General features: G+C 70.4%; 13 protein-coding genes and 1 pseudogene. 8 read left to right on the top strand and 6 right to left on the bottom strand.

What is annotated here, in order from left to right; genetic code table 11:
* Window positions 1-162 precede the first annotated feature (162 nt).
* Window positions 163-1,251 (bottom strand): MBL fold metallo-hydrolase, encoded by a 1,089-nt coding sequence (locus ABD296_RS02550; protein ID WP_344260915.1) that lies wholly within the window; start codon window positions 1,249-1,251, stop codon window positions 163-165.
* A 210-nt stretch (window positions 1,252-1,461) separates the two neighbouring features.
* Entirely contained in the window at window positions 1,462-2,088 is a 627-nt protein-coding gene (locus ABD296_RS02555) for a hypothetical protein (protein WP_344260918.1), read from the bottom strand.
* A 148-nt stretch (window positions 2,089-2,236) separates the two neighbouring features.
* Here ABD296_RS02555 and ABD296_RS02560 point away from each other — a divergent pair, with 148 nt between their 5' ends.
* Both ABD296_RS02560 and ABD296_RS02565 read left to right on the top strand, forming a co-directional pair.
* A complete protein-coding gene (locus tag ABD296_RS02560; protein WP_344260920.1) occupies window positions 2,237-2,722 on the top strand; it encodes a GNAT family N-acetyltransferase in 486 nt (161 codons plus the stop codon).
* Window positions 2,723-2,837: 115 nt separating this feature from the next.
* Window positions 2,838-3,236 (top strand): annotated as a pseudogene (locus tag ABD296_RS02565) (NUDIX domain-containing protein); the annotation flags it as partial.
* Window positions 3,237-3,643: 407 nt separating this feature from the next.
* Here the strand turns inward: ABD296_RS02565 and ABD296_RS02570 are convergent.
* Window positions 3,644-4,528 carry a LysR family transcriptional regulator gene (locus tag ABD296_RS02570; protein ID WP_344260922.1) on the bottom strand — a complete coding sequence of 295 codons (885 nt, stop codon included), beginning with the start codon at window positions 4,526-4,528 and terminating at the stop codon, window positions 3,644-3,646.
* Between the two features lie 119 nt (window positions 4,529-4,647).
* Between ABD296_RS02570 and dmpI the strand changes: the two genes are divergently transcribed.
* From dmpI to ABD296_RS02590, 4 genes are all read left to right on the top strand, one after another.
* Window positions 4,648-4,830: a 4-oxalocrotonate tautomerase DmpI gene (gene dmpI, locus ABD296_RS02575; protein ID WP_344260924.1), complete on the top strand. Its 183-nt coding sequence runs from the start codon at window positions 4,648-4,650 to the stop codon at window positions 4,828-4,830.
* Window positions 4,831-5,073: 243 nt separating this feature from the next.
* Entirely contained in the window at window positions 5,074-6,531 is a 1,458-nt protein-coding gene (locus tag ABD296_RS02580; RefSeq protein ID WP_344260926.1) for an MFS transporter, read from the top strand.
* A gap of 5 nt (window positions 6,532-6,536) precedes the next feature.
* Window positions 6,537-6,926 (top strand): cupin domain-containing protein, encoded by a 390-nt coding sequence (locus ABD296_RS02585; protein WP_344260928.1) that lies wholly within the window; start codon window positions 6,537-6,539, stop codon window positions 6,924-6,926.
* Window position 6,927: 1 nt separating this feature from the next.
* Window positions 6,928-7,776, top strand: a complete 849-nt coding sequence (locus ABD296_RS02590) for an NAD-dependent epimerase/dehydratase family protein (protein ID WP_344260930.1) — start codon at window positions 6,928-6,930, stop codon at window positions 7,774-7,776.
* Between the two features lie 202 nt (window positions 7,777-7,978).
* Here the strand turns inward: ABD296_RS02590 and ABD296_RS02595 are convergent, their stop codons facing one another.
* Together ABD296_RS02595 and ABD296_RS02600 are read right to left on the bottom strand one after the other, a co-directional pair.
* Window positions 7,979-8,497 (bottom strand): hypothetical protein, encoded by a 519-nt coding sequence (locus tag ABD296_RS02595; protein ID WP_344260932.1) that lies wholly within the window; start codon window positions 8,495-8,497, stop codon window positions 7,979-7,981.
* A 595-nt stretch (window positions 8,498-9,092) separates the two neighbouring features.
* The gene (locus tag ABD296_RS02600; RefSeq protein WP_344260934.1) at window positions 9,093-9,986 is read right to left on the bottom strand and encodes a LysR family transcriptional regulator; all 894 of its coding nucleotides are present in this window, start codon (window positions 9,984-9,986) and stop codon (window positions 9,093-9,095) included.
* A 186-nt stretch (window positions 9,987-10,172) separates the two neighbouring features.
* Here ABD296_RS02600 and ABD296_RS02605 point away from each other — a divergent pair, with 186 nt between their 5' ends.
* Both ABD296_RS02605 and ABD296_RS02610 read left to right on the top strand, forming a co-directional pair.
* Window positions 10,173-11,099, top strand: a complete 927-nt coding sequence (locus ABD296_RS02605; protein ID WP_344260936.1) for a GNAT family N-acetyltransferase — start codon at window positions 10,173-10,175, stop codon at window positions 11,097-11,099.
* A gap of 13 nt (window positions 11,100-11,112) precedes the next feature.
* Window positions 11,113-12,234 carry a serine hydrolase domain-containing protein gene (locus tag ABD296_RS02610; protein WP_344260938.1) on the top strand — a complete coding sequence of 374 codons (1,122 nt, stop codon included), beginning with the start codon at window positions 11,113-11,115 and terminating at the stop codon, window positions 12,232-12,234.
* Window positions 12,235-12,396: 162 nt separating this feature from the next.
* Here the strand turns inward: ABD296_RS02610 and ABD296_RS02615 are convergent, their stop codons facing one another.
* Window positions 12,397-12,873 carry a hypothetical protein gene (locus ABD296_RS02615; protein ID WP_344260940.1) on the bottom strand — a complete coding sequence of 159 codons (477 nt, stop codon included), beginning with the start codon at window positions 12,871-12,873 and terminating at the stop codon, window positions 12,397-12,399.
* Window positions 12,874-12,899: the final 26 nt, after the last annotated feature.

Raw genomic sequence — 12,899 nt, forward strand, 5'->3', positions numbered from 1 at the left:
TCTGCGGTCACAGAAGACCGGCCTCGGAAACGACAAAGCGCCGCGCTGGATTCCACGCCAAGCAAGATCATCTTCCACTCCGTCGTGGGAGCGGTGGACCGCACGGCGCGGGCGTGCGCTCAACCCGGCTGACGAGCGGACCGAGCCGCACACCGCGACACGTCAGGCGATCCGCAGATACTCGGCGACGGCGGCGCCGGCGTCATCGGTGACGTCGACGTGGTGGTGCCGCAGCCCGCCATCGGCGAGCGTGAGGCGCATGCCGGCCGCCGAGGGCAGCACGCGGGCGGGCAGGCCGCGCCGGTCCAGTTCGCGCTGCAGCCAGACGGCCTGAGCGATGCGGTACCGGGGCGCGGCGTAGGCGGCGTCGTAGTGGTGGATGAGGACGTGGCCTGGGTGCAGCGCGGCGGCGATGGCCGGGACGTCTCGGGTCTCAAGGTGGCAGGCCGCGGTCCGCTCGGGCGAGGGATGCAGGTTGGTGGCGTCGGCATGCGCGATCACAAGCGCCGCCTCGGGTACGAGCGCCGCGACCTCGCCGAGCAGGCCGCCCGCGAGGCTGGTGTCGGAGGTATACCAGATCCCCCCGGCGGGCGTCCGGTAGGCCAGCCCGATCGCCGAGCGGGTGCGGCCGGTCTCCTCGGTGTGCAGGGCCGGGGTGGCGTGGATCGTCAGGTCGCCGACCTTGACCGAGGGTTCGCCGTCCCCTTCGGTCCGCGGGTGCGCAAGCGTGACCAGGTCGGCCATGCCGCCCGCGTGATAGGGCGAGAACGCGCGGAACCGGTCGGCCGCAGTCGGGTTGGCCACCAGCAGCTTGCGCCCGGCGGCGGGGTCACCGGCCATGCCTTCCAGGCAGGGGATCAGGTCGGTGTAGTGGTCGGGGTGGAAGTGGGTGACGCAGATGGCGTCCAGCTCGCTCCAGTGAAACAGCCCCCGCTCGGCCAGCCCGAGCAGCAGGTGCAGTGCGGCCGGCCCGGGGTCCACCAGGACGCTGGCGGACGCGGTGCGGACCAGGTGGCCGCCGGCGCCGCCGGCGAGCATCCCGTAGCGGCAGCCCAGCGACCCCAGCAGGACCATCTCGCACGTTCCCGGAGCGGGACGGCGCACCCGCGGGGGGCTGGTGCGCGGGGCGTGCATGGCCAGGTCGGCGGTGTCCGCTGCGGCGAGGATCTCCTCCAACTCCCGGTCGTCTGCGGCGAGCAGCTGCGCGACCGTCCCCGGCGCCGCGTCCCCTGGTGCGCCGTCTCCCGGCATCGCTCCCCCGGCTCGTGTCGGCTCCTGCCACAGGTAACCGAGTATGCCGTGGTGCCCGGGAGGGGATGGAAAACGCGTGACGGGCCGGGGGCGACCAGCACCAGGCCGTCGATCAAGAATCACGGTTCCGATGCGGATCGACCCCGCTACCGGCGAGCAGCGAGCTCGGCGACCCCGAAGTTGGGGCACGGCGAGGTCACCGCGATGCGGTCAGTGGAGTGCCTTGAGCAGGTCGTAGACGGTGTTGCCGAGGACTCCGCCTCCGACCGCGTTGCCGAGGAACCCCAGGGCGGGCGCCAGCCTGGACACGGTCAGGGACCTGGCTGCCGGGGGTTCGCCGGCGGCGTAGTCGGCTAGGCCGGGAGGGTCGTCGTGCCAGTCGGCCATCAACTCGGAGATCTCGCCGATGCTGCGGTCGGTGTAGCCGCCGTCGGGACCGGTGATGGTCACCGACCGCATGGATGACCAGTCGATCAGGCCTGCATGCCCTTGGTAGGCCATGACCGAAACGAGGTCGCAGAGCCCTGAGTAGCGCCATGGAGCGGGAATCGTACGCCTGACCTCGTCGAACACCTGCGGCTTGGAGACCAGGTCGGGCTGCCCGTGCGGACCCGGGGCGTAGCCGACGACAAAGAGGTTCCACGCCAGGCCTGAGCGGATGTCGATGTAGGCCGCCGACGCATTCAAGTCGCGCAGCACGACCGAATTCGGGTGAGCGAAGACAAACGTGAGCATGCCCTGGTTGCCCGGTGCCCGGGCGACCTGGTCACTGGTGATCGCCTCGATCATCTTCAGCTCGTCGAGCATGACGTAGACGGAAAACAAAAACTCGGACATGGCGTGGCCCCTCGCGAGTCAGCGCCATCGTATTGCGCGAGCGGACGCCCTGCGGTATACGCGGATTCACTGACCGTTAGAGGTCGAGGCCGGCAGACAACTGCCCGGCTATCCCTCACGATGAGCACCATTGGGGGCGGCTCCGCTTATGCCGATCCGGTACGCCCTCCCGCCCGACGCCGAGGTCATGGCCGAGGTCACCTGTGCCGCGTTCGCCGAGTTCGAGGAGTTCGACGTCACCCGTGAGCAATCCACCGCCAACTGGCGCAGGAATCTCCTCGGAGAGGCGGCCGAACGACCTCGGCCACACCACACCAGGGTCGCCGAACTGCCGGACAGGACGGTCATCGGTCTGGTCATGGGCGGTCCGGCGGATCCGGAACTCGGCCATGACGCTGAGATCTACGCCCTCGCCGTCCGTCCCGGACATCAGAGCCAAGGCCATGGCCGCGCCCTGCTGCGGGCGGCGGCAGCCGACCTGTCCGCCGACGGGTTCGGCTCGCTGGCGATCCGGGTACTGGCCGTCAACGAACGCGCTCGCCGCCTCTACACCTCGCTCGGCGGAGTCCTCGCCGGTGAGGTGCCACCCGACGAGGTCTGCTACTGCTGGCCGGAGATCGCGGCGCTCCTGTGATCCGGACTAACAATGTTGCCGCCGGCCAAGTGGATGGCCTCGTACTGCCCGCGCTGCCGCGTAGGTCAGCACGCAGGGCAGCAACCTTCAAGATCATCCCAATGCGTCAACGGCCTCGGCGCTGATCTACAACGGCCGCGGCGAGTATCTGCTGCACCTGCGCGACAACATCCCGGGCATCGCCGAGCCCGGCGCGTGGTCCCTGCTCGGCGGCAACCGTGAACCCGACGACCGCACCCTCGAAGAGACGATCCGGCGGGAACTACGAGAAGAGGCAGGGCTCCACATCCCCGTTCTGGAGCCGTTCGCAGTGGAAGAAGCCGTGAGCGGCGAATCCTCGGCTTTCTCGGTCCAGATCTTCGCCGGCCGCTGGAACGGTGACCCGTCCACGCTGACGCTGACCGAAGGGATCATGCTGCACTGTTTCCGCCCGGACGTCCTGCCGCGGCTCAGGATCGCCCCGTCGATCGTGGCCCTGGTCCGGCGCCACGCACCGACGATCTCCCGCCCATGAGTTCGGCCGAGCACCGCGACGCAGCCCAACTCCACGAGAACGCCACTACCCACGGCAACCCCTCCGCGGCACACGCGCTCGTTGTAGGCACTGCGCCCGGCCGACCACCGTCCAGCAGCCCACGCCACCATGCACGCCGCCCTCGGCGACGCCTACGAAGGCATCGAGCACGGCGGCAACCGCCGCGTCCGGGGCATAGCCGCCAAGCCTCCTGCCGGCCTTCCATCTGGCCTACGCCAACGAGCGCAAGATCAGCACCTGGCCCGCCACGGTTCTCGCCCCCCGCTGCGCGGCGCGCCCGGACTCTGCGGTCAGAAGACTGGCCTCGGAAACGACAAAGCGTCCCGCTGGATTCCACGCTGATCAAGATCATCTTCCACCCGATAGTCCGGGCGTCCCTGGAGCCGTTACGCGCTCGGCGTTCGGACGATGGTTTCGATGAAGGAGCGGGCTCGGGCGTTGTGGCCGGTGGCGGACCAGATGAGTCCGTATTGGATGGGTGGTGCGTCGCTGAAGGGCACGAAGGCCACTCCGGGGCGGCCGTGGTAGCGCTCGGCGCGGGCAGCGGCCGGGGCCGCGCCGTGGCCGCCGGCGACGAGGGTCAGGGTTTCCTGCCAGTAGGTGGCTGCCGGGGCGCGCGGAATTTCCCTGCCCGAGGGGGTGTGGGAGGGGTAGTGGTGGTCCAGCCAGTGGTCGGGGGCGTTGGCGATGGGCACGAGGGGGATCGCGGCCAGGTCTTCCAGTGACACGGTCTCGCGGCGGGCGTAGGGGTGGTTCGCTGGGACGATCAGGGCCCGGGGTTCGGAGATGATCACCGGCCCGGCGGCGAGGTCCGGCTCGTCGACGGGGAACTCGGTGAGTTGGAGGTCAACGTCGCCGGCCCGGAGCGGGCCATAGGGGTCGTTGAGCTGAATCTCCCGGAAGTGGACCTCGCAGCCGGGGTGGGCGGCGCGGAAGGCGTCCCCGGCGCGGACCACCAGGTCGCCGCACCAGGGGGTGGAGTAGCCGACGCGTAGGGTGCCGGCGATGCCGCGACCGGCCGCGACCGCTGTGGAGACGGCCTCCAGGACCTGGTCGTAGGCGGGTTTCAGATCGTTGTAGAACGCGCGGCCCGCCGGGGTGAGCGCCACCCGGCGGCTGGTGCGCTCGAACAGCGGCACGCCGATCTGGCGCTCCAGTTTCTTGACGATCTGGCTGACGCGGCCCTGCGCCAGTGCCAGGCGTTCGGAGGTCTTCCTGAAATGCAGTTCCTCGGCGAGCGTCAGGAAGGTCTCGATCTCGTGGCGCTCCATCCGCCCGCCCCCCATCGGTGAGTCCGGTTCACCGATCGTGCCACAGGCCACGCTTGATGCGGACATCCCGGTCAACGAGTCTGGACAGGTCCGAAAAGCGCAGCCAGAAGGAGCGGCTCATGCCCGCCGTCACCGTTCAGCAGGGTCCCCGCAGCGTCGAGTTGAAGCGGGAACTGATCGGCAAGATCACCGACGCGTTCGTCGAGACGTACGGGATCCCGGCCGAGACGGTCATGGTCTTCATCGAGGAGACCCCGGCCGACAGCTTCGGCGTCGCCGGGAAGCTCGCGATCGACAAGTGAGGCCGGACCAGGGCCGCCGACACCGGCCGGCCCTGACCCGCTCGTAAGACCCTTTTCGCGGCCGCCGGGCGCCCCGCGGTCCCTCCGCTCCACGCGCCGATGCGCAGCCGGCCCTGCTCCGGGCCCGCTCAGCCGCCGCTCTCTCTCACCCGCCGAAAGGCCCGTCCGACCCCGACCCGGATCCCCCAGGGGTCTCGGGTCCATGACCCCTGCCTTCCAACCAGAACGATCGGACGTTCGACGATGACCGCACTTACCGAAGTCCCACCCCCACCGGCCGGCGCGCCCACGGCGCAGCCCGGGGCCGCCGTCGAGGCCCGGCCGCGGATGACCCGGCGGCAGCAGCTCATCCTGGTGGTGCTGCTGGGCTCGCAGTTCATGATGTCGGTGGACTTCTCGATCCTCAACGTCGCGCTGCCCACCATCGGTGAGGGCCTGGGCTTCAGCCTGGGCAACCTGCAGTGGATCGGGACCGCGATGATGCTGCCCGCGGCCGGCCTCACGCTGCTGTTCGGCCGGATCGCCGACCTGGCCGGACGGCGGCGCCTGTTCCTGGCCGGAATGGTCCTGCTGGGAGCCGGGTCACTGGCCGGCGGCCTGGCGACCTCGCCGTCGGTGCTGCTGGCGGCGCGCGTCGTGCAGGGGCTGGCGACGGCCCTGGCGACGCCGGCGGCGCTGGCGCTTCTCACCACGTCCTTCCCTGAGGGGCCGCTGCGGGACCGGGCGCTGGGGCTCAACGGCACCCTGCTGTCCACCGGGTTCACTCTGGGCGCGGTGTTCGGCGGAACGCTCACCTCGCTGCTGAGCTGGCGCTGGGCGTTCTTCATCAATGTGCCGGTGGCCGTCGTCATGGTGCTCGCCGTGCCCCGAGTGATCGCTGAGAGCCGGGGCGAGCGCACCCGGCTGGACCTGCCCGGCGCCGCCACGGTCACCGGCGGGCTGTTCGCGCTGGTGTTCGGGGTCAGTTCGGCCGGCCGGTACGGCTGGACGGCCCCGGGAACCATGGCGGCGCTGGCCGCCGCCGCGGCGCTGCTGCTCGCGTTCTGGCGGATCGAGCTGCGCGCGGCCGCTCCGCTGGTCCCGATGCGGGTGCTGACCCTCCGCACCGTCAGCTGGGGCAACGTCGGCGGGCTGATCACCTTCACGATGGAGAGCTCGGTCATCTTCCTGGCCACCCTCTACCTGCAGGACGTGCTGGGCTACTCGCCGATCGCCACTGGCTTCGCCTTCGCCGCCATGGGCGTCGCCGCCTTCGCCGGCGGCCTGGCGGCACCACGCGTGATCGGCAGGCTCGGCAGCCGCACCGCGCTGTGGCTCGGCCTGCTCGTCCAGGGCCTGGCCACCGTGCCGCTGCTCGCGATGGACGCCCACACCAGCGGACTGGTGCTCTTCCTGGCGGCCAGTTCGGTCGGCGCCTTCGGCCATATCGGCGCCGTCGTCTCCTACATGGTGACCGCCACCTCCGGCCTGCCCGACTCCGAACAGGGCCTGGCCAGCGGACTGGCCTCGATGACCCAGCAGGTCGGCATCACCGTGGGCATCCCGGTCATCAGCGCGATCGCCACCGCCCGGATCGACTCGGCGCACGACACCCTGACCGGCATCCGCACCGGCCTGCTCGTGGACGCCTGCGTCGTACTGCTCGGTGCCGCCCTCGTCTTCGTCTTCCTGAACCGCACGGCCCGAACCTCTCACAGGTAGGAACCATGAGCTCCACGACTCTGACGACCCTGCTGCATCAGGTGCCGCCGTTCATCCCCGACGGCGCCGAGGTGATGACGGCGACGCTCGAACTGCCGCCCGGCGACCCGGGCACCCCGCCCCACCGCCACTCCGGCCCGGTCTTCGGTTATCTCCTCGAAGGCGAACTGCTCTTCGAACTGGAGGGAGAACCGCCCCGGGTGATCCGCGCCGGCGAGGCGTTCTGGGAACCGGGCGGCGACGTCATCCACTATCAGGCCGCCAACAACCTCCCGGCCGCCTGGACCCGCCTGCTCGTCGTGATGATCGGCGCGCCGGGCCTGCCCATGCTCACCCTGGTCGGCGACGACGAACTCGACGCCCGCCGCGACCGCCGCGCACGAACGGAGGCCTGACATGCGCGTCTTCCTCGCCGGAGCGACCGGCGTCATCGGCCGCGCCCTGGTCCCGCTCCTGCTGCAGGCGGGCCACCAGGTCACCGGCACCTCCCGTACCACCCGAGGCGCAGCCCGTCTCGGCGCCGCCGGCGCCACCGGCATCGCCCTCGACGTCTTCGACCGAGAGGCCGTCACCGACGCGCTGCTCACCACGGCACCCGACGCCCTCATCCACCAACTCACCGCGCTCGGCGACGGCAGCCCGGCCGACAACGCCCGTATCCGCCGCGACGGCACCCGCAACCTGGTCGACGCCGCCCGCAAGGCCGGCGTCGGCCGCATCGTCGGCCAATCGATCGCCTGGGCCTACGAGCCCGGCGACCTGCCCGCCGACGAATCCGTCCCGCTCGACCTGTCCGCGCCACCACCACGCGCCACCACCATCGGCGGAATCCACGCACTGGAGACCACGGCCGCCGAGATCAGCGACCACGTCATCCTGCGCTACGGCACCCTGTACGGCCCCGGTACCTGGTACGCCCCCCAGGGCCTCATCGCCGCACGACTGCGAGCCGGTGAACTGCTCGCCAATGACGCCGTGACCTCTTTCGTCCACGTCCAGGACGCCGCCCACGCCGCCCTGCTCGCCCTGACCTGGCCCAACGGCCCCGTCAACATCGTCGACCACGAACCCGCCCCCGCCCGCGCCTGGGTCCCCGCACTGGCCACCGCCCTCGACGAACCGGCGCCCGCTCCCGGCCACGGCCGCGCCGGATGGGAACGCGGCGCCCGCAACCACAAAGCCACCGCACTGGGATGGCAGCCCCGCCACCCCTCCTGGCGAACCGGTTTTCACCAGCAGGAGTAAGGAATGCAGGCGCAGGCGGAGCGCTGGTTGAGGGCGGCGGCGACCTCGGGATGGTGCTGCGCCTCCCCGATCAGATCCCGGTACAGCGGCCCCCAACCTGAGTCCAACGGGACGCCCCGTCCCGCCTCCCGATTTGCTGGTGGCCTGCTCTCAGCGACGACGCCTCTCACTGGCGGCCCTTTGGTTGGGTTCCGCGGGGCCGTCAGTCTGTTTCGGGGTCCGTTGGCCAGATCTGAAGCAGGTATCGCTCCGGATGCCGCAGGAAGTAGTCGTCGAACTCGTCGTCGTCCATGTCGCTGCCCATGAACTCGTTGAAATGCTCGCGGCCGTTCACGCGGCAGCGCACATGGAAAGGGCCCGGTGGCAACCAGTTGAATGTGATCGGCGCGAGAGGCCAGCGACCAGTGCCGGTTTCGGAGACGGAGAGTTCATCCAATCGGTCCCAGACGGTGGCGGACTCCTCCTGCCACGCGACGGTCTTGTGGTCGGGCGGGGCAGCTTCCCAACATTCGATTGTCAGGGACAGCCGGGGGTTCTCCGTGCAATGGACGGCCAGCGTCCGGTGATCCGGCGCCCAGGAGAAGACTTGCGAGCGGTCCCGGGCGTCTCTGATGAAGGCATCGAGCGCCTCCTTCGTCCAACCGGTCGGATCTCCCACAAGGAACGACGGCTTCGCAGGTCCGATGGAGGCGTCGATTCGGAAGACCAGCTCACTGTCCATGGGAATTCCTGGAACAGGCCCTCTCGCGCATAAGTCGTCGATGCGCTGAGCTCTGCCGAGCGACGGCCGAGGTCGGCCGAGTCAACAATCCGAGGACGTTCACGGAGGCCATGATCGCATACCATCCACCACCGATCTGGCGGCTTCGGCGGCTTCGGGTTGTCGCGGGGTTCCCTGATCGCGATCGCATAACTGGCCGTGGAGTCAATTGTGCTGCATTCCCCGGCGGGCGACGATGCCTGCTGGCGGTATGCGGACGGGAGATCTTCTCCGAGCAGGTCGACGGGCTGACCCCCGATCGCCACCAGCCCCGTACTCGCCCGCCTCCGCCCACGCCCGTGTCACAGCGTCGGCTTCCACGACATCGGAGGCAGCGCTGGTGTCGGCGATGGGATCGCCGGGCGTGGTCACTCTGGGCAGCAGGCGGCCCGGCATCCGTGACTCTGCCGGCCGGTCACATCGGCCAAGTCGCCGCAGCTCTGAATGCCGGGAGCTTCCCGCACACCGCCAGGTACGGCTACCAGTACTTTCAGCCTTGATCACGAATGCTCGTCGCATTGGACGTCGAGCAACATCCCCGACCGAACTGCCGCGCCTACAGTGACAGGGGGCCGAGGTCGGTGGCGACCTGGGCGAAGCGGGCGACGGTGTCGGTGCCGGTGTCGGTGTCGGTGCGCCAGATGAGCGCCCATTGGGCCAGGGGCGCGTCGCGGATGGGGACGTAGGCGATGTCGGGCCGGTTGAAATAGCGCATGGCCTGGGCGTGCATGGGGGTCACCGCCTCGCCGGAGGCGACCACCGCGATCAGCTCGAGCATGTCGCCGACCTTGGGTCCCACCGGGATAGGGCGGCCGCTGGGCGTGCGGGAGGGGAGCATCGCCTCGTTGCGGTACCGGGGCATGGGCGTGTCGATGACGACCTGGTCGGCGAGGTCCTCGTAGGAGACCGACTCCCGTCCCGCGAGGAGATGGTCGGCACGGACGCAGAGGACGATCGGCTCCGTGTAGAGGACGGGTCCGACCGTCAGGTCGGGTTCGCTGACGGGAAGCCAGAGGACCGCGACGTCGACCTCGTCGTTGCGCAGCGGTCCGAACGGGTCACCGAAGGCCATGCTGCGGATCTGCAGTTCGGTGCCGGGGTTCCGGTCGGCGAAGGCCTCCAGGAGCGGGCCGAGGTCCTGGGCGTTGCCGCCGGCCATCATGCCGATCCGCAGCACCTCGGTCTTCTGCCGGGCGGCGAGCGCGGCCCGCTGGATGCCCTCCCTCAGCCCCTGGTAGTGCGGGTGGAGGTCGGCTCTGAGCCGCTCGCCGACCTGCGTCAGCCGGACGGTCCTGCTGGTGCGTTCGAACAGCGGCCCGCCGATACGGCGTTCGAGCTTCTTGATGACGTGGCTGACCCGGGACGGGGTGATGCGCAGCCTCTCCGCCGTTCGACCGAAGTGCAGCTCCTCGGCCAGCGCCAGGAAGATCTCGATGTCACGAAGCTCCATGATCCCCTTGATCCTCAACCTATCGGTCACCGCTGCGTTGACACAAAGCGCATTGTTGACCCGCCGCGCAACGCTGCCTTGCCGACATCGTCGTTGTTCGGCCGCCGCCGTCCGGCCAGCCTGTTGTCCGGCGCTCCAACGCGCTGACCACTGGCCCCGCGGGGCCGCGGCGACTACGGAGTGGACATGATGAAGGCCGCTGACGGGGCGCGGGCCTGGCCGAGGCGAGTGCGCGTCACCCGGGTCGAACCGGCACGGGAGGACCCGGACGGGCCGCGCGTGCGGGCCTGGCACGCGGTGGTCGCCGCGTCCATGGTCGAGGACTCGCCCGCCACCGAGGCCCCGGCCCCCGACCGGCTCCTCGACTGCCTGACCACCGGAGCGAGCGTCGTCTGGACGGCCGCCATCGGAGACCGGACGGTGGGGCTGGCGCTGCTGCGCCCGCCCTCCACGGGCACCGTCACCACCGGGCGCGCGCAGGTGCACGTCCACCCGGCCCACCGGCTCCGCGGCGTCGGCGGCCGGCTGGTGACCGCGCTTGCCGCCGAGGCGCGCGCCCGCGGCTTGCACGGGCTCATCGCGGCCGTGCCCGTGGCCGGGGCCGGCGACGCCTTCTGCCTGCGGCACGGCATGACCCGCGTGCGTACCCTGCACCACCTGCTGCTGTCGCTGCGCGACATGCATCCGGGCTGGCTGGACGAGATGGTCGCGGCCGAGTACCCGGGCTACCGGCTCGCCGAGACGGCTCGGCCCGCGCCGCACGGCCGCGAGCACGCCGTCGTCGGCGACGTGCTGCTCACCATCACCGCCCGGCACGACCGCGAAGTCGTCGGCTGCACCGAGGTGGTGGTCCCCCAGGGCAGCGGGCCTCGCGCGACCCAGTTCGACCGTCCACCGGCCGGCGGCCATCACGCCATGGGACTGGACCTGTGGGCCAAGGCCGCCATGCTGCGCCTGCTCTACGACCGCTACCCGCACATCACGCAGGTCGCCACCAACGTCCCCGGTCACCAGACCACCCTGCTGGCCGTCAACCGCCAACTGGGATTCCGGCTGCACCACCGCACGCACGAGTACCGCCTCGACCTCACCCACAACCAACGCAACCGATAAGGAGCGCACCACCATGACCATCACCGCACCGACGACCGCCGCCGGACGGCAGGAGCGTCCGGACCTGCAGAAGACCATCCAGGAAATCGTCGATTCCGGCTTCGTCGGAGTGCAGCTGCGGGTGCACGACGAGAACGGCGGCGAGTGGGCCGGCAGCGCCGGAGTGCGCGAGCTGGGCCGGGCCGCCGAACCGCCGGTCGACGGCCGCATCCGGATCGGCAGCAACACCAAGACCTTCACCGCGGTCCTGGTGCTGCAACTGGTCGCCGACGGCACGATCGGGCTGGACGACCCGGCCGCCGACCACCTGCCCGAGTTCGAGCTGGACCGGCGGATCACCGTCCGGATGCTGCTGCAGCACACCAGCGGGATCTTCAACTTCACCGGCGAGTACTTCGACGACGGGACGGTCGCGCCGGGCATCGCCTGGCAGGGCCGCGAGTGGGTGGAGAACCGCTTCACGACCTACCGGCCGCAGGAACTGGTCCGGCTGGCGCTGTCCAAGCCCGCGCGGTTCGAGCCCGGCACGGATTGGAGCTACTCCAACACCAACTACGTGCTGGCCAGGCTGCTGATCGAGCAGGTCACCGGGCGCCCGCTCGCTGAGGAGATGCGGCGGCGGATCCTGGAACCGCTCGGGCTGGCCGGCACCGTGCTGCCCGAGACCCGCCCCGACATCCCCGAGCCGCACGCACACGCCTACTACCGCTACCAGGACGCCGGCCAGGACAAGACGGTCGACATCACCCGGCAGAACCCCTCCTGGATCTCCAGCGGCGGCGACATGATCTCCACCACCCGGGACCTGCACACCTTTCTCTCCGCACTGCTGGGCGGCAGGCTCCTGCCCGCCCCGCTGCTGGCCGAGATGTGCACCCCCGAGCCCAAGGCCGGCTACGGCCTGGGCGTCTTCGTGCAGAAGACCGACGGCGGCGTCACCGTCATCACCCACAACGGCGGCATCGCAGGCCACGCGGCGCTGATGTACAGCACCCCCGACGGCAGCACCACCCTGACCGCCGCGCTGAACTATGTCGACGACGCTGACCTGTCGATGGGCGCGGCATTCCAGCAGGCGACGCAGAAGCTCCTCGCCGAGGTCTTCGACCGCAAGCAGACCGAGCCGACGGGCTGAACACCCACGCCTCGAAGCGAACTGGGAACGCCCGCCGACAGCGAATCGGCGGGCGTTTCCGCGTCCGGGTCCGTCAGATAGCCGCCGTTGACCCCGGCGGCTACGAGGACCCATGGTCCGCACGCCCGACCCCGGCCCACCGGATAAGGGTGAGTGTGGCCGTCATAGGCGGGAACGTCTGTTCACCGGTTGCGGCAACGTCGGCGTCCTTGTCGCCTCCGGGATGTCGATGAGTTCCGTCAACGGTGGCTGTGCGTCCGGCGGTTCGGCTATTGCGGATGGTGACGCTCGGGGAGGGGTCGGGGTTGCCATGCTGTCGCGATCATGGCGAGCAGGAGCCCGATGAGGGTCAACCAGTAGCCGGTGTCCTGCGCGTTCGCCGGCGGGTTGATCCGCCAGGGCCAGCATCAGCAAGCCGGGTTGCAGCCCGTCGGCCCACCACGGCGCGGCGATGGCCGCACGGGTCCGGGCGGCGAAGCCGGCGGTGAGCGGCCCGGCCGTCTCCCGCAGCGAGGGGGCGCGGCGGGCGGTGCCGTTCGGCAGAGCGTCGATCATCTCGGCGCCGTACTCGGCGCGGTGACCGGGCGGGAACGCCCGCAGGAACAGTCGATACCAGCTTTCGGTGATCGCTCCGCTCATGCTCCGGCGATCTCTCGCCGGCCCTT

The sequence above is a fragment of the Actinomadura napierensis genome (assembly GCF_039529375.1).
Lineage (GTDB): Bacteria > Actinomycetota > Actinomycetes > Streptosporangiales > Streptosporangiaceae > Spirillospora > Spirillospora napierensis.